Here is a 15,592-nt window from a genome sequence, read left to right as displayed (position 1 = left end):
TTGTGACGGGCTGACTGCAACGCGGACGATTCGTATCCGGTTCCCTCATCAGCCCCGATGCCCGTAACAAAGGACGCTTTCCGCTGATATGCGATATCACCGACCTGCAAAGTGATACCCTTGCGCGAAGTGCCGCCTAACCCCTGATCAGGGCCAAGAGACGGTCGCGTTCCCCCCGATCACCCGGTTCCGAAATCGCCTGCCCCAGCGCCTCCAGCGAGGCGATGGAGTGCCCGGCGCGGAAGCTGTCGACGTGGGGCAGGATCGCACGGATGCCCTGCGCCTTGGGGGCAAAGCCGGTCCAGCGCAGCAGCGGGTTCAGCCAGATCAGGCGGCGGCAGGACAGGTGGAGGCGTTCGACCTCCTTCGCCAGCAGGACGGTGTCGTCGCGGTCCAACCCGTCGGTGATAAGGAGGACCACCGCACCCTGCCCCAGCACCCGGCGTGACCAGTCGCGGTTGAAGGCGTGCAGCGACTGGCCGATCCGGGTGCCGCCGGACCAGTCCTGCGCCTCACTGCCTGCGGCTTTCAGAGCTGCGTCCACATCGCGGGCGCGCAGGTGGCGGGTGATGTTCGTCAGCCGCGTGCCGAAGGTGAAGGCGTGGACCTTGGCCCAGCCCTGCCCCTTCCGGTTGGCGACGGCGTGTACGAAGTGCAGGACCATGCGGCTGTAGTCGGCCATGCTGCCCGAGATGTCACAAAGGACGACAAGGTTCGGCCAGCGGGTGACCGGGGCCTTGAATTTCAGCGTGGTGAGTTCCCCGCCATGCCGCATCGCCTCACGCAATGTGCGACGGGCGTCGATGCGGGCGGTAAGGGTGCTTGGCGCACTGCGGCGGGTTTTCAGGGGTTGGACGGGAAGCGCGAGTTTGGCCAGCATCCGCTTGGCCTCGGCGATCTCCGCCGCAGACATCTGTTCGAAGTCGAGCGTCTTCAGGCGCTCCTCTGCTGACATGGTGGCTGTAGCGTCAATCTCGATCTGGTCGCCTTCGGGCTGCTCCTCAGGGGCCGGGGGAAGCTGGCCGTCAAGCAGGGCTTCGGCCGCGCGTTTCTCGGCTGCCTCGGCGGCGCGGTCCTCCTGTACGCCGTGGACCTGCGGCAGCATCAGCGACATCATATGGTCGAGATAGCGCGGGTCGCGCCAGAACAGGCGGAAGACCTGGGCGAAAGTGCTGCGTTCCTCGGGGCGGGAGACGAAGATGGCCTGGAGGGTGAAGTAGAAATCCTCGCGCCGGTCGAAGCCTGCGGCGGCGACGGCGTTCACGGCATCAAGGGTACGGCCGGGGCCGACGGGAAGGCCCACCTTGCGCAGCGCGCGGGCGAAATGGGCGATGTTGTGGGCAAGCTTGCCGTCTTCGGGGATGTCGAGGGGCGCGTAGGTGGCCATCAGGCTGGCACGAGTTCGCGTTTCACCTCGTCCAGCAGGCGCTTGGCCTCGGATCCCTGCAGTTTCTGGATGTCGTCCTGGTATTTCAGGATCGCGCCGAGGGTGTCGGAGATGACTTCGGGCGACAGCGCGATGACGTCGAGGGCGAGGAGGCATTTAGCCCAGTCGATGGTTTCCGCCACGCCGGGGCGCTTGAACAGATCCTCACGCCGCAGTTTCTGGACGAAGGCGACAACCTCGCGGCTGAGGGTTTCCTGGGCTTCGGGCGCGCGGGAATGGAGGATGTCGAGTTCACGGTCGAAGCTGGGGTAGTCGACCCAATGGTAGAGGCAGCGCCGTTTCAGGGCATCGTGCACCTCGCGGGTGCGGTTCGAGGTCAGGATGACGATGGGCGGCTCGGGGGCCTTGATGGTGCCAAGCTCGGGGATGGTGACCTGGAAGTCGGAGAGGGCTTCGAGGAGGAAGGCCTCGAACGGTTCGTCCGTGCGGTCAAGTTCGTCGATGAGGAGGACCGGCGCGCCGCCGGGTTGCGGGCGCATCGCGGCCAGAAGCGGGCGTTCGATCAGGTACTCTTCGGTGAAAAGCTCGGTCTTCAGCTGGTCGCGGTCCGACGTGCCCTCGGCGGTGCGGATGGCGATCATCTGGGCGGCGAAGTTCCATTCGGCGACGGCAGAGGCGGCGTCGAGGCCTTCGTAGCACTGCAGGCGGATCAGGCGACGACCCAAGGCAGCGGCGAGGGTCTTGGCGATTTCGGTCTTGCCGGTGCCGGCCTCGCCTTCCAGAAACAGCGGGCGGCCGAGTTTCAGGGAGAGGAAGACCACCGTCGCAAGCGCGCGGGAGGCGACGTAGCCCTGTCCGGAGAGGAGCGTTTCGACGGCGTCGATGCTGGCGGGGAGTGCGGTCACGGGGCCTCCGGATTTGGAGGCAGAGTGGCGGCTGCGCCCAAGGGGGTCAAGGCGGGATCGGCGGCCTCGGCCTGCAACCATAGTCGTAGAGACCGCAGCGGCGCACGGTCGGGACGGGTGTCGGGCCAGACCAGGTAGTAGGAGCCAAGCGCGCGGATCGGGGGGCCGAAGATGGGGACAAGGCGGCCCTCGGACAATTCGCGCTGGATGAGAAAGGTAGGGATCAGGGCCGCGCCCATGCCGTGGATCGCGCCCTGGGTCAGGGTGGCGAACTGGTCGAACATCATGCCCGGCGGGCGCAGGCCGGGGTGGCCGTGATGGGCAAGCCAGCGGCCCCAGTCGCCGGTGCGGCTTTCCAGATGCAGAAGCGGGTGGTGCAGGAGGTCCGTGGCGGATGCGAGCGGCGGAAAGCCGGGGGCGGCGACGGCGAGGACCTCTTCGTCCATGAGTTTCAGGTAGTGGACGCCGGGCCAGTCCTGGCGACCATAATGGATTGCGGCGTCGAAGGGGGTGGTGGCAAAGTCGAAGGGTCTTAGCCGGGTCGACAGGTTGACCGTGACTTCGGGATGATGTTGCGCAAACCGGGCGAGGCGCGGGGCGAGCCAATGCATGCCGAAGGCGGGAAGGATGGCGAGGTTGAGGCTGCCCCCGGTCGGATTGGCGCGCAAGGTGATCGAGGCGGAGGCCAGCAATTGCAGGGCCTTCCTGACCTCGGCCACATAGTCCTGCCCGGCGGGCGTCAGGCGCAGACGCTGGCGTTCGCGGATCAGGAGCGGGACCCCGAGTTGCGCCTCCAACCCCTGCAGCGCGCGGCTGATGGCGCCTTGGGTGAGGCTCAACTCCTTCGCCGCCTCGGACGCGGTGCCAAGGCGGTCAACAGCTTCAAGCGCCATAAGCGCAGGGATCGGCGGCAGGTAACGGCGGGGGAGCATTATGAGTTTCCCTCATGAACCCGTGCAGGCCTTTCGATAGCCTGCCTGGCCCTTTTCTGCAATGATGCCGGTCAAGCGATGGAGGTCCAAGATGCTCGACACCCCGAAACTGAAGGCCAAGGACGCACCCGATCTGGGTCGCTTCGACTGGGAAGACCCGTTCCGGCTGAACGACCAGCTGACCGAGGAAGAGCGGATGCTGCGCGATGCGGCGCGGGACTATGCGCAAGCGAAGTTGCAGCCACGCGTCATCGCGGCCTACCGGGACGAAACGACCGACCCGTCGATCTTCCGCGAGATGGGCGAGATGGGGCTCCTGGGCGTGACGATCCCCGAGGAATACGGCGGGCTGGGTGCCAGCTATGTCGCCTACGGTCTGGTGGCGCGGGAAGTCGAGCGGGTCGATTCGGGCTATCGGTCGATGATGTCGGTGCAGTCCTCGCTGGTGATGTATCCGATCTACGCCTACGGGACCGAGGCGCAGCGGCAGAAGTATCTGCCGAAGCTCGCCTCGGGCGAGTGGATCGGCTGCTTCGGCCTGACCGAACCCGATGCGGGGTCGGACCCGGCGGGGATGAAGACGACCGCGAAGAAGACCGCGAACGGCTATGTCCTGAACGGCGCGAAGATGTGGATTTCCAACGCCCCCATCGCCGATGTCTTCGTGGTCTGGGCCAAGTCCGAGGCGCATGGCGGCAAGATCAAGGGCTTTGTGCTGGAAAAGGGCATGAAGGGCCTGTCGGCTCCGAAAGTGGGGGGCAAACTGTCCTTGCGCGCCTCGATCACCGGCGAGATCGTGATGAAGGACGTGGAAGTGGGCGAGGACGCTCTGTTGCCGCATGTCGAGGGGCTGAAGGGGCCGTTCGGCTGCCTGAACCGGGCACGCTATGGCATCTCGTGGGGCGTCATGGGGTCGGCCGAGTTCTGCATGCATGCGGCGCGGCAGTATGGCCTTGACCGCAAGCAGTTCGGCAAGCCCATCGCCGGGACGCAGCTGTTCCAGCTGAAGCTGGCCAACATGATGACCGAGATTTCGCTGGGCCTGCAGGCGTCCTTGCGCGTCGGGCGGCTGATGGACGAGGCCAACGCCGCGCCGGAGATGATCTCCATCGTCAAGCGCAACAACTGCGGCAAGGCGCTGGACGCCGCCCGCTGGGCGCGCGACATGCATGGCGGCAACGGCATCCAGGAAGATTTCCAGATCATGCGCCACATGGTGAACCTGGAAACGGTGAACACCTACGAGGGCACGCATGACGTCCATGCGCTGATCCTGGGCCGGGCGATCACCGGGGTTCAGGCTTTCTTCTAGGTTGGCCGCCCTTCCCTGCCCGTGCTAGGCCTTGCAGGCGTGGCGCGGGTGGAGAGGTCGGATGCCTCCGGCGGGGATATTTGCAGACAGAAAATGGGGGCGGCTGTGAGGATCACGGCCGTCCTTTGCGTCAAGAACGAAGGCGCGTTCATGTTGGAGTGGCTCGCGCATCACCGCGCGGTCGGAATCACGGATTTCCTTGTCTTTTCCAACGACTGCACGGACGGCACCGATTCGATGCTGGACCGGCTGGAGGCTTTGGGCTGGCTGACCCATGTACGCAACCCCGGGCCGCATCCCGAGGGGCCGCAGTGGTCGGCGCTGAAACGCGCAGACAAGCATCCATTGGTGACCGGGGCGGAGTGGCTCTTGCCGCTGGACATCGACGAATTCGTCAACGTGCAGGTAGGCGACCGGACGATCCCGACCCTTCTGGCCACGGTGCCGGAGGCGACGGCGATCACGCTCACCTGGCGCGTCTTCGGCAATGCGGGCGTGGTCACCTATCAGGACGCGCCAGTGATAGAAACCTTCACCCGTGCCGCGCCTGCGGTCCTGCACTGGCCCTGGCGGGCACTGCTGTTCAAGACGCTGGTCAGGAACGATGGCAGCTACGGCAAGCTTGGCGTCCACCGGCCCCGTGCGCCGGTCGAGGCGAGGATGACAGGGCAACACTGGGTCGACGGTTCAGGCCACCGCTTGCCTGCAAGCTTTCATCGCGGGCGCATCTTCTCGGATGTCGGACGCGACCCCTACCGGCTGGTGCAGCTGAACCATTACCCGCTGGGAGCCGTCGAGAGCTTTGTGCTCAAGCGTGACCGGGGGCGTGGCGTGCATGCGGACAGCGGTCTGGATGCGGGCTATTGGGTCGAGCGGAACTTCGATGCGGTCGAGGATCGGTCGATCCTGGGCCTGGACAGCCGGGGCCTGCGCGAGGAGTTGCACGCGGATGCGGTGTTGGGGCCGCTGCATGCCGCGGCGGTCGACTGGCGCCATGCGCAATTCCGCAGACTGATGCAGGAAGATGGCTGGCGCAGCCTTTACGGTCAGCTTCTGATGACCGGCCCGACCCGGGTTCTGGACAGGGCCGAAGCCGAGTCGATCTGGAAGCCTTATATCGGCGGCCCCTCCAAGAAAGATTGAGCGGTTCGCAGACCGATCATCCCCCGGTTGTCGATTGTTCACGACCTTGCGAATAATGGCGGCCCGGCCACAAGGAAACAATCCGATACCACCACAAGGCCTTGTCGCGGCCAAAATCTCTCGCCAAGGTCGAGCAAAGGCGAAGTCCATCGCCCGCAACTGCTGAAAACTGAACGCAAACCATGTCCGATCCGTCTTACAGCCCCGACTGGCAGCAGCCGATGCTGGCAATCGCCGAAGGCGACGGCGACTTTCTGCCTTTGGGGCAGAAGCACTATGCGTTCTTTGCCGAGGAGCGGCCGGAGCTTCTGGTCACCTTCGAGGATGCGGCCACCCTGCGGGAGCGTGAGGACAAGCTGCCCGAGCACTACGCGCTCGCCAAGGCGCGGGGCTGGTCGATCCTGACGATCCTCGCCGAGGGCGAGACCTGGTGGCGCGACCCGGCGGTGTTTCGCTATTTCGACCGGCTGGCCGATGACGGGTTCCTGGAGGATTTCGACCGCGTGGTCTTCTATGGCGCGGGGCCTGCGGGCTATGCGGCCGCGGCCTATTCGATCACCGCGCCGCAGGCCGAACTGGTGCTGATCGCCCCACGCGCGACGCTGGACCCTGCGCTCGCTGGCTGGGACGAACGCCACCGGATCGCGCGGCGGATCAACTTCCGCGGCCGCTATGGCTATGCGCCGGACATGACGGAAAGCGCCAGTCGCGTCTGGCTGATCCATGACCCGCTGCACCAGCCCGATGCGATGCATGCCGCGCTGTTCCAGCGGCCCTGGGTCACGCCCCTGAACGCCCGCTACACTGCCGAAGGCACCGAAGACACGTTGCGCGAGATGAAGGTGCTGGACCGGATCATCGAGGCCGCGATGGAAGGCAAGATGAGCGAGGAGCGGTTCTCCTGGCTCTGGCGCGCGCGGCGGTCGAATGGCAGCTATCTGCGTGCGGTCCTGGCGGCGGCGCGGCTGTCGGGGCACCCCAAGCGCGAGATCAAGATCTGCCGGTCGGTCACCGCCCGTCTGAACGCGCCCCGCTTTGCCCGGAGGCTGGCAGAGCTGACGGGCGAGACGGTCTAGCCGCCGTAACCGTCCAGCATCCCTTGCAGATGGCCAATGCGTTCCTCGGTCAGCGCACGCATGCAGCCATAGACCAGAAGCGGCTCGGCACTACCGCCGCGCATCGCGAAGCCCTCTGCCTCGCAGGCCTTGTCGCGGAAGGTGATCCAGGCCCGCTGCGCCTCGCGCAGGGTCGCAACCCCGCTGCCCAGTTCCTTCGGCAGGTCGGCATCCAGCTGCGTATAGGTCGCAACGACCTGCTTGTAGACGGTGTTCAGCCGTCCATCCGCCTCTTCCCAGTCCTGATAGGCGCACTGATTCAGGTCGGATTGCGCCATTGCGGTCGAACAGTCGATCTCTTGCGCGGTGGCAGGAACGGCGGTCAGGCCAAGGGCTGCGACAAGACGGATCAGGCGGCGGGTCATCGGGGGCTCCTCTTTTCCGCGATCCTGAGACATTCCTCGCCGCGTTGCCACTGGTAACGAGGTCGGGTTTGCGCTACCTCGCGGGGCCATGACCACACTGACGATCCGCCGCCCCGACGACTGGCACCTGCACCTGCGCGATGGCGCGATGCTGCAGGCCGTGCTGCCGGAAACCGCCCGCCATTTTGCGCGCGCCATCATCATGCCGAACCTCGTGCCGCCGGTGGTGACGCTGGACGACGCGGTGGCTTACCGCGACCGCATCCTGGCCGCCCTGCCCCAGGGCATGACCTTCGAGCCGCTGATGACGCTGTACCTGACCGAAGGCACGGACCCGACCGATGTCGAACGCGCCGCCGCCTCGGGCCTGGTGAAGGCGGTCAAACTCTATCCGGCCGGCGCCACGACGAACTCGCATTCCGGGGTGCGCGACCTCACGAAGGTCATGGCCGTCCTTGAGACCATGGCGCGGATCGGCCTGCCCTTGTGCACTCACGGCGAAGTCACCGATCCCGAAGTCGACATCTTCGACCGCGAGGCGGTGTTCATCGACACGGTCCTCGCCCCCTTGCGCCGCCGCCTGCCCGAGCTGCGCATCGTAATGGAGCACATCACGACCGAGGAAGGCGTCGCCTACGCGGCGGACGGCGGGGAGAACCTCGCCGCGACGATCACCACGCACCACATGATCATCAACCGCAACCATATCCTCGCGGGCGGGATCAAGCCGCACTATTACTGCCTGCCGGTCGCCAAGCGCGAAAAGCACCGGCTGGCGCTGCGCAAGGCGGCGACCTCGGGCAGCCCGCGCTATTTCCTTGGCACCGATTCTGCCCCGCATGTCGACGCGCTGAAGGAACATGCCTGCGGCTGCGCGGGCTGCTTCACCGCGACGAACACCCTTTCGCTTCTGGCGCATGTCTTCGAGGAAGAGGGCGCGCTGGACCGGCTGGAGGGCTTCACCTCCCTGCACGGCCCCGCCTTCTACCGCCTGCCGGTGAACACCGCGACAGTCGCCCTGGAAAAGCGGGCCGAACCCTGTGTCTGGCCTGACAAGATCGTCTCCGGGGCTGGCCCCGTCACCGTCTTCCAACCCGGCTTTCCCGTGCACTGGCACGTTCTGACCTGACCGCTCCTCGTCGACTTTGTCGCTCGTCGCTAGCCCGCGACGAGAAGCCGAAGGCGCGACGCACGAGCCTGCCCGAAAGGACCCTGCATGATCCCCTCGACCTTCCCGCCGAAAGAGGAAATCGCCCGCCTGACCGCGCGCGCGCTCTTGGAAATCAAGGCCGTCCACTTCAATGCGGAAACCCCCTTCACACTCGCCTCGGGCCTGCCAAGCCCCACCTACATCGACTGCCGCAAGCTCATCAGCTACCCGCGCATCCGGTCGACCCTGATGGATTTCCTGGCCGTAACCGTCATGCGCGAGGCCGGGTTCGAGGCTTTCGACAACATCGCGGGTGGCGAGACGGCGGGCATCCCCTTCGCCGCACTGGTGGCCGAACGCCTCGCCCTGCCAATGACTTACGTCCGCAAGAAACCCAAGGGCTATGGCCGCAACGCCCGAATCGAAGGCGCGATGACCGAAGGCCAGCGGGTGCTTCTGGTCGAGGACCTGACCACGGATGGCGGCTCGAAGCTTTCCTTCGTCGACGCGATCCGCGAAACCGGGGCCACCTGCGGCCATACGGCGGTGATCTTCTACTACGGCATCTTCCCCGATACCGAGGCGAAGCTCGGCGCACATGGGGTGAAGCTCCATCACCTCTGTACCTGGTGGGACGTCCTGACCGAAGCCCGTTCGCAGGGAGTCTTTGACGACAAGACGCTGACCGAGGTCGAAAGCTTCCTTCGCGCCCCCCGTGCCTGGCAGGACGCCCGCAAAGCCTGATTCCCCGACAAACCCACTCGCACGGGAAACAATCGCATCCACTAGGACCTGCCGCCCGCGCAAGTCCTAGCTTGCCGCTTCATCGCATGGGCAAGATGTGGTAGGATCAAATCTTGTGGATAAGCGGGTTATGCACAGCTTACCCCCAATCCATTCCACCGCCGGATATGCTAGGCGGTGCTCTCGATAAAAAGCAGTCAAAACCGGCAGGGGAAACAGATGACCGAGATCACCGCACTGAGGCCGATGGTTCCGGCCGCAGCATCGGCTGCATCCGACAGCGAGGTCCTGCCGCACAACATCGAGGCCGAGCAGCAATTGCTGGGCGCGATCCTGACCAACAACGACATCTTCGACCGGGTGTCCTCGGTCGTGAAGTCCGAGCATTTCTTCGACCCCGTCCACCAGCGGATTTTCGAGATCGCCGCGGCACGCATCCAGAAGAACGCGCTGGCGTCGCCGGTGACGCTGAAAGCCTTTCTCGACGACGACGCCGGGCTGAAGGAACTGGGCGGCCCAGCCTACCTCGTGCGTCTGGCGGGGGCGGCGATTTCCGCCTATGCGGCGCGGGACTATGCGCAGATGGTCTATGACCTGGCTGTCCGGCGCGAACTGATCCAGCTGGGCCGCGACATCGCCGCACAGGCGGCCAAGGTCGAGGTGGCAAGCGAACCCAGGGACCAGATCATCGAAGCCGAACAGCGGCTCTACAAGCTGGGAGAACAGGGTGTCGCCGAGCGCGGATTTCAAAGCTTTCTCAAGGCGGTAACCGATGCGGTTAACGTGGCCAACGCGGCCTATCAGCGGGATGGGGGCCTTGCCGGGATCTCGACCGGTCTCATCGACATGGACAAGAAACTCGGCGGCCTGCACCCTTCGGACCTTCTGATCCTTGCCGGGCGCCCGTCGATGGGCAAGACCTCGCTGGCCACCAACATCGCCTTCAACATCGCCAAGGCGCACAAGCGTGGGCGGCTGCCGGACGGGGCTGAGGGCTCGGTCGAAGGCGGCGTCGTCGGGTTCTTCAGCCTTGAAATGTCGGCCGAACAGCTTGCCGCCCGTATCCTGTCCGAGGCCGCCGAAGTGCCCTCCGAACAGATCCGCCGCGGCGACATGACCGAGACCGAGTTCCGCCGCTTTGTCGAGGCCGCGAAGGCGCTGGAGGCCTGCCCGCTTTACATTGACGACACGCCCGCCCTGCCGATTTCCCAGGTCGCGGCGCGCGCGCGGAGACTGAAGCGGACGCATGGGCTCGATGTCCTCATCATCGACTACCTGCAGCTTCTCAAGGGCTCGTCCAAGGACAACCGGGTGCAGGAAGTCTCCGAAATCACTCAAGGCCTCAAGGCGATTGCGAAGGAACTTAACATCCCGGTCATCGCGCTGTCACAGCTCTCCCGCGCAGTGGAAAGCCGCGACGACAAGCGCCCGCAGCTGTCGGACCTGCGGGAATCGGGGTCGATCGAGCAGGACGCCGACGTGGTGATGTTCGTCTTCCGCGAGGAGTATTACCGCGAACGGGAAAAGCCGGGCGATCATGAGCTGGAGAAGATGGCACAGTGGCAGGCGTTGATGGAATCGGTCCATGGCAAGGCTGAAGTCATCATCGGCAAGCAGCGCCACGGCCCCATCGGCACAGTGGAACTGTCCTTCGAGGGCCGCTTCACCCGGTTCGGCAACCTTGCCAAACCCTGGCAGGGGTCAGGCGGGCCGGACGTGGGCTTCTGACCCACGATCCGCGCCTGCCCCGCATTTGCCCATGGGAAAATACTCTCGCCGGAGGCTCCGCGTTCTGACGCCCCGCGCAGCACCGGTTCGATGTCCGCGCCAGCACCGTCCGCAGGGGCTCGATGCCCCCAAGGACGGTTCCCCGTCTGCGGTCAGGCCCGCGCGCGGATCGGGTCGGCCAGCAGCCTGAGGCCGTTCAGCACCACCAAAAGCGTCCCGCCCTCGTGGCCCAGGACCGCAAGCGGCAGAGGCAGATCGAAGAACAGGCTGCCGGTGACCAGGACCACCATCGCCCCGATGGCGATGGTCAGGTTCTGCCGGATCACCCCGGCGGCGCGGCGGGCCAGGCGGCGCGCTGCGGCAAGCTTGCGCAGGTCCTCGGCCATCAACGCCACGTCCGCCGCTTGCAGCGCCACTTCGCTGCCCGCGACCCCCATCGCGACGCCGACATCGGCCCGCGCCAGCGCCGCCGCGTCGTTCACCCCGTCGCCAATGAAGGCCACCTTGCCGCGCTTTGCCGCCGCGTCGACCAGGGTCACCTTGTCGCCCGGCAGAAGGCCGGCGTGAATTTCCTCCGGCACAAGCCCCAGCCGCGCGCCGATCCGGGCCGCGACTGCGGCGCGGTCGCCGGTCATCAGCAGGATATCGGTGCGCCCCCCTGCCTTCAGCGCAGCCACCGCCTCGCCCGCCGTCTCGCGCGGCTCATCGGCAACGGTCACCGCCCCGATGACCCGCGCGCCACGCCCGACCAGCACCAGCGTCTCGGCCCCGTCGATCAGCGCCGCCACCTCGGGCGGCATCGCCGCCCCCATTCGCTCCAGCATCCGGACATTGCCCGCCCAGATCGGCCCCGCGCCATCCGCCCCGATGATCCCCTCGCTGGGATGCGACCGGACGTCCCGCACCTCGGCCACAGCCAGGCCACGCTCCGCCGCCTCCCGCCGGATCGCCGCCGCGATGGGGTGTTCCGACTGCGCCTCCAGCCCGGCCGCAAGCGCAAGGAACGCATCCTCCCCCCCCTCCAGCGCCAAGACATGCGTCACTGAAGCCTGTCCCGTGGTCAGCGTCCCCGTCTTGTCGAAGGCAAAGGTGCGCACCTCGGCCAACCCCTCCAACGCCGCCCCGCCCTTGAACAGGACCCCGCCCCGCGCCGCTGCCGAGAGCGCCGACAGGATCGCGGCCGGAACCGAGATCACCACGGCGCAGGGGCTGGCCGCGACCAGTAGTGTCGCCGCCCGATAGAGCGCCTCGCCGGGATCATGCCCCAGGTAGCGAAAGGCGAACCAGGACAGGATCGAGCCCGCAAGCACCGCGACGGTATAGCGCTGGCCGAACCAGTCGGAGAACCGTTCCGAGGGCGACTTCATCGCCTGCGCCTCGGTCACCAACTTAATCATCTGCGCCACGGTGCTGGTCGCCAGACCCCGCACCACTTCAACCGTAAGGATGCCGTCCAGGTTCACCGTCGCTTCGTGCACCGAATCGCCGATTGCCTTGCGGACCGGCGCCGATTCCCCGGTCACCGTGCTTTCGTCCAGATGTCCATCGCCCAGCACGACGCGTCCGTCCACCGGCACCCGCGCCCCGGGGCGCAGAATCACCCGGTCCCCCGGCACCAGATCCCGGACCGGCACCTCGACCACACCGTCCGGCCCGTCGCGAAGCGCCGTCTCGGGGCGCAGTTGCATCAGTGCCTCGACCGCACGCCGCGCCTTGCCCATCGAGCGATGCTCCAGCGTCTGCGACAGCGAGAACAGCGCCAGCAGCACGGCCCCCTCCAGCGCCGCACCGACCGCCGCCGCAGCCAGCGCCGCGACCACCATCAGAAGGTCGATGTCCAGCCGGTGGTCATGCCATAACTCACCCAGCGCAGTGCGCAGGGGTGGGAGCCCCCCGGTCAGAAAGGAAAGCCCCAGCGCGGCCCAGACCAGGCCCTGCGGCAGGGGCTGCAGAAAGGCGTCCAGTGTCGCAAGCCCAAGCCCGATCCAGCACAGGACCGTCAGGTACAGGTCGGCGTCCTCGGCTTCGTGGTCATGCTCGGCAGACATGCGGCGCTCTCCCCCGTGCGGGCACCGTCGCCCAGCCGGACCGAAAGGGCAAGCGCCTGCCGGACCCGAGGTTTTCCCTTGACCCCGGTCCCGCCCCGGTCGAAACAGCCGCATGGCAAGCGGAACCCTCACGATTGATCTCGACGCGATTGCCGCGAACTGGCGCGCGCTGGACCGGATGTCCGGGCCAGGCGTGCAGACCGCGGCAGTCGTGAAAGCGGATGCCTATGGCCTGGGCGTGACCCGCGTGGTGCGGGCGCTGGCCAATGCGGGGGCGCGGCGCTTCTTCGTGGCTCTGGCCGAGGAAGGCGCGGCCGTCCGGCAGGCGCTGGGACCCGGGCCGCAGATCGCGGTCCTGTCCGGTCACATGGCGGGCGATACCGAGATGATCCATGATCTCGACCTGACGCCGATGCTGAACAGCCTGGACCAGATCACCCGGCACCTGGAATCGCTGCCTGGCCATCCGTTCGGGGTGCAGCTTGATACCGGCATGAACCGCCTTGGCGTCGAGATGCTGGAATGGCAGGCCGTAGCGCCGATCCTTGTCGATGCGGGGCCGGAACTCCTCATGAGCCACCTCGCCTGCGCCGATGAGCCTGACCATCCGCTGAACGCCGCCCAGCTGAAGGCGTTCCACGAGATGACCGACGGCACCGGCCTGCCGCGCAGCCTGGCGGCGACCGGCGGCATCCTTCTTGGCCCGCGCTATCACTTCGACCTGACCCGCCCCGGCGTCGGCCTCTATGGCGGCCTGCCGCATCAGGCGGCTCTCCCTGTGGTCACGCTGTCGCTCCCGGTGATCCAGACCCGCGAAGTCGCGGTGGGTGAGGCGGTGGGCTACGGCTGCACCTGGGTGGCCGAGCGGCCCTCGCTTATCGCCACCGTCTCGGGCGGCTATGCCGACGGTCTGCTGCGCAGCCTGTCCGGCAAGGCGCAGCTTTGGGACGGCGACACGCCTTGCCCGCTTGTCGGCCGCGTCTCGATGGACCTGATCACCGTCGACATCACCGACCTGCCGGAAGTGCCGCGTGCGCTGGACATCCTGGGGCCGAACCAGTCGGTCGACGCGCTGGCCGGGATTGCGGGCAGCATCGGCTATGAGATTCTGACCTCGCTGGGCGCGCGCTATACCCGCCGCTACCAGGAACGCCCGGCATGACGGCGGTCCTCGGCGCGCTTGGCCGCCCGGTCCTGCAATCCGTCGCTGCTGTCGGCCGCGTGGTCCTGTTCGCAGGCGCGATCCTCGGCCATATCCTGCGCCCGCCCTTCTATCTGCGGGAACTTGGCCATTCGATCCTGCAGATCGGCTGGTATTCCCTGCCCGTCGTCGGCCTGACCGCGATCTTCACCGGCGGCGCACTGGCCTTGCAGATCTACGCCGGAGGCAGCCGTTTCAACGCCGAATCCGTCGTTCCCTCCATCGTCGCGATCGGCATGACGCGGGAACTTGGCCCGGTCCTCGGCGGGCTGATGGTCGCCGCAAGGGTGGCGTCGTCCATCGCGGCCGAGATCGGCACGATGAAGGTCACCGAACAGATCGACGCGCTGGTCACCCTTTCGACCAACCCGTTGAAATACCTTGCTGTCCCCCGCGTCGTCGCCGCCACCCTGTCGATGCCGGTGCTTGTCGCCGTGGGCGATGCCATCGGGATCATGGGTGGCTGGCTGGTCGGGATCACGCGTCTGGATTTCAACTCTGCGGCCTACATCAAGAACACCGTCGATTTCCTGGAGACCTGGGACGTGGGCTCCGGCCTTGTGAAGGGCGCGGTCTTCGGCTTCATCGTGGCGCTGATGGGCTGCTATCACGGCATGAACTCGGCCCGCGGCGCACAAGGGGTTGGCGCGGCCACGAAATCCGCGGTGGTCTCGGCAAGCGTGCTGATCCTGGCCGCGAACTATGCGCTGACCGAACTGTTCTTCACCTCATGATCGCGCTTTCAGACGTCCACAAATGCTTTGGCGACAACCGGGTCCTGCAGGGGGTCAACCTGGAGATCGCCTCGGGCACGTCGATGGTCATCATCGGCGGGTCGGGCACGGGGAAGTCGGTGCTGCTGAAATGCATCCTCGGTCTGGTGCGCCCCGATCAGGGGACGATCACGCTGGACGGGCAGGATGTGACGAAAGCCGACCGGGACGCCTTTCTTGCCCGCTTCGGGATGCTGTTCCAGGGCGGGGCGCTGTTTGACTCGCTGAAGGTCTGGGAAAACGTCGCCTTCCGCCTGGTGCGTGGCCCGAAGGCGCTGCCAAAGGCGCAGGCGCGCGAGATCGCCATCGAAAAGCTGCGCCGGGTGGGCCTGAAACCCACTGTCGCCGACCTGTACCCGGCCGAGCTTTCGGGGGGCATGCAGAAACGCGTGGGCCTCGCCCGCGCCATCGCGGCGGAACCGGAGATCATCTTCTTCGACGAACCCACCACCGGCCTCGACCCGATCATGGCCGGCGTCATCAACGACCTGATCCGCGAGATCGTGACCGAGATGGGCGCCACCGCGATGACGATCACTCACGACATGTCCTCGGTCCGGGCGATTGCCGACAACGTGGCGATGCTGCATGGAGGCGTGATCCGCTGGACAGGGCCGGTTTCGGAAATGGACGCAACCCCAGACCCTTATGTGCAGCAGTTCATCCACGGAAGGGCCGATGGACCCATCGAAAGCGTTCGCTAGACCTTGTCCAAGATTGCCTTTCTCTTCTGCAAATATCCCACGGGAGGTCTGGAGGGTGTGAAACCCTCCAGTCCGCCGCCAGCCA

Annotated in this window: 14 protein-coding genes; 9 read left to right on the top strand and 5 right to left on the bottom strand. The window is 66.4% G+C overall.

Annotated elements, in window-relative coordinates; genetic code table 11:
• Positions 1-136 precede the first annotated feature (136 nt).
• Genes E8M84_RS16180 through E8M84_RS16170 form a run of 3 tightly spaced genes read right to left on the bottom strand, consistent with a single transcriptional unit; the run spans position 137 to position 3,224 of the window.
• Positions 137-1,387 (bottom strand): VWA domain-containing protein, encoded by a 1,251-nt coding sequence (locus tag E8M84_RS16180; protein WP_137112244.1) that lies wholly within the window; start codon positions 1,385-1,387, stop codon positions 137-139.
• Complete coding sequence (locus E8M84_RS16175; protein ID WP_240790424.1) at positions 1,387-2,292, bottom strand: MoxR family ATPase; 906 nt, start codon at positions 2,290-2,292, stop codon at positions 1,387-1,389. Before E8M84_RS16175 ends, E8M84_RS16180 begins: the two co-directional genes overlap by 1 nt.
• A complete protein-coding gene (locus tag E8M84_RS16170; RefSeq protein ID WP_346763695.1) occupies positions 2,289-3,224 on the bottom strand; it encodes a LysR substrate-binding domain-containing protein in 936 nt (311 codons plus the stop codon). The genes E8M84_RS16175 and E8M84_RS16170 overlap by 4 nt, the downstream gene beginning before the upstream one ends.
• 91 nt (positions 3,225-3,315) lie before the next feature.
• Here E8M84_RS16170 and E8M84_RS16165 point away from each other — a divergent pair, with 91 nt between their 5' ends.
• The 3 genes from E8M84_RS16165 (at position 3,316) to E8M84_RS16155 (ending at position 6,755) form a co-directional block, all read left to right on the top strand.
• A complete protein-coding gene (locus E8M84_RS16165; RefSeq protein WP_137112241.1) occupies positions 3,316-4,536 on the top strand; it encodes an acyl-CoA dehydrogenase in 1,221 nt (406 codons plus the stop codon).
• A 105-nt stretch (positions 4,537-4,641) separates the two neighbouring features.
• A complete protein-coding gene (locus E8M84_RS16160) occupies positions 4,642-5,679 on the top strand; it encodes a glycosyltransferase family 2 protein (RefSeq protein WP_137112240.1) in 1,038 nt (345 codons plus the stop codon).
• A gap of 182 nt (positions 5,680-5,861) precedes the next feature.
• Positions 5,862-6,755 (top strand): phosphoadenosine phosphosulfate reductase, encoded by an 894-nt coding sequence (locus E8M84_RS16155; RefSeq protein ID WP_137112239.1) that lies wholly within the window; start codon positions 5,862-5,864, stop codon positions 6,753-6,755.
• On the opposite strand, the gene E8M84_RS16150 is transcribed toward E8M84_RS16155, so the two are convergent.
• On the bottom strand, positions 6,752-7,159 hold the full coding sequence (locus tag E8M84_RS16150; RefSeq protein ID WP_240790423.1) for a lysozyme inhibitor LprI family protein: 408 nt from the start codon (positions 7,157-7,159) through the stop codon (positions 6,752-6,754). The genes E8M84_RS16155 and E8M84_RS16150 overlap by 4 nt on opposite strands.
• Before the next feature lie 88 nt (positions 7,160-7,247).
• Here E8M84_RS16150 and pyrC point away from each other — a divergent pair, with 88 nt between their 5' ends.
• The 3 genes from pyrC to E8M84_RS16135 all read left to right on the top strand — a co-directional run bounded on the left by pyrC (position 7,248) and on the right by E8M84_RS16135 (position 10,781).
• Positions 7,248-8,288, top strand: coding sequence for a dihydroorotase (pyrC, locus tag E8M84_RS16145; protein ID WP_137112238.1), 1,041 nt, complete (start codon positions 7,248-7,250; stop codon positions 8,286-8,288).
• Positions 8,289-8,375: 87 nt separating this feature from the next.
• Entirely contained in the window at positions 8,376-9,053 is a 678-nt protein-coding gene (locus E8M84_RS16140) for an orotate phosphoribosyltransferase (protein ID WP_137112237.1), read from the top strand.
• Positions 9,054-9,272: 219 nt separating this feature from the next.
• On the top strand, positions 9,273-10,781 hold the full coding sequence (locus tag E8M84_RS16135; RefSeq protein WP_394347427.1) for a replicative DNA helicase: 1,509 nt from the start codon (positions 9,273-9,275) through the stop codon (positions 10,779-10,781).
• Positions 10,782-10,933: 152 nt separating this feature from the next.
• On the opposite strand, the gene E8M84_RS16130 is transcribed toward E8M84_RS16135, so the two are convergent.
• Positions 10,934-12,829: a cation-translocating P-type ATPase gene (locus E8M84_RS16130; RefSeq protein WP_137112236.1), complete on the bottom strand. Its 1,896-nt coding sequence runs from the start codon at positions 12,827-12,829 to the stop codon at positions 10,934-10,936.
• Between the two features lie 112 nt (positions 12,830-12,941).
• Here E8M84_RS16130 and alr point away from each other — a divergent pair, with 112 nt between their 5' ends.
• Genes alr through E8M84_RS16115 form a run of 3 tightly spaced genes read left to right on the top strand, consistent with a single transcriptional unit; the run spans position 12,942 to position 15,507 of the window.
• A complete protein-coding gene (gene alr, locus E8M84_RS16125; RefSeq protein WP_137112235.1) occupies positions 12,942-13,991 on the top strand; it encodes an alanine racemase in 1,050 nt (349 codons plus the stop codon).
• Positions 13,988-14,764 (top strand): ABC transporter permease, encoded by a 777-nt coding sequence (locus tag E8M84_RS16120; RefSeq protein WP_137112234.1) that lies wholly within the window; start codon positions 13,988-13,990, stop codon positions 14,762-14,764. Before alr ends, E8M84_RS16120 begins: the two co-directional genes overlap by 4 nt.
• Complete coding sequence (locus tag E8M84_RS16115) at positions 14,761-15,507, top strand: ABC transporter ATP-binding protein (protein ID WP_137112233.1); 747 nt, start codon at positions 14,761-14,763, stop codon at positions 15,505-15,507. Before E8M84_RS16120 ends, E8M84_RS16115 begins: the two co-directional genes overlap by 4 nt.
• Positions 15,508-15,592: the final 85 nt, after the last annotated feature.

Source organism: Rhodobacter sp. SY28-1 (assembly GCF_005222785.1).
Lineage (GTDB): Bacteria > Pseudomonadota > Alphaproteobacteria > Rhodobacterales > Rhodobacteraceae > Tabrizicola.
The sequence above is the reverse complement of the archived record's forward strand: the minus strand, read 5'-3'. Positions and strand labels throughout refer to the sequence as shown.

Coding starts and splice junctions, on each gene's coding strand:
- E8M84_RS16170 (WP_346763695.1), bottom strand. CDS start 3,224: ATGCTCCCCCGCCGTTACCTGCCGCCGATCCCTGCGCTTATGGCGCTT.
- E8M84_RS16140 (WP_137112237.1), top strand. CDS start 8,376: ATGATCCCCTCGACCTTCCCGCCGAAAGAGGAAATCGCCCGCCTGACC.
- E8M84_RS16180 (WP_137112244.1), bottom strand. CDS start 1,387: ATGGCCACCTACGCGCCCCTCGACATCCCCGAAGACGGCAAGCTTGCC.
- E8M84_RS16150 (WP_240790423.1), bottom strand. CDS start 7,159: ATGACCCGCCGCCTGATCCGTCTTGTCGCAGCCCTTGGCCTGACCGCC.
- E8M84_RS16165 (WP_137112241.1), top strand. CDS start 3,316: ATGCTCGACACCCCGAAACTGAAGGCCAAGGACGCACCCGATCTGGGT.
- pyrC (WP_137112238.1), top strand. CDS start 7,248: ATGACCACACTGACGATCCGCCGCCCCGACGACTGGCACCTGCACCTG.
- alr (WP_137112235.1), top strand. CDS start 12,942: ATGGCAAGCGGAACCCTCACGATTGATCTCGACGCGATTGCCGCGAAC.
- E8M84_RS16135 (WP_394347427.1), top strand. CDS start 9,273: ATGACCGAGATCACCGCACTGAGGCCGATGGTTCCGGCCGCAGCATCG.
- E8M84_RS16130 (WP_137112236.1), bottom strand. CDS start 12,829: ATGTCTGCCGAGCATGACCACGAAGCCGAGGACGCCGACCTGTACCTG.
- E8M84_RS16120 (WP_137112234.1), top strand. CDS start 13,988: ATGACGGCGGTCCTCGGCGCGCTTGGCCGCCCGGTCCTGCAATCCGTC.
- E8M84_RS16155 (WP_137112239.1), top strand. CDS start 5,862: ATGTCCGATCCGTCTTACAGCCCCGACTGGCAGCAGCCGATGCTGGCA.
- E8M84_RS16115 (WP_137112233.1), top strand. CDS start 14,761: ATGATCGCGCTTTCAGACGTCCACAAATGCTTTGGCGACAACCGGGTC.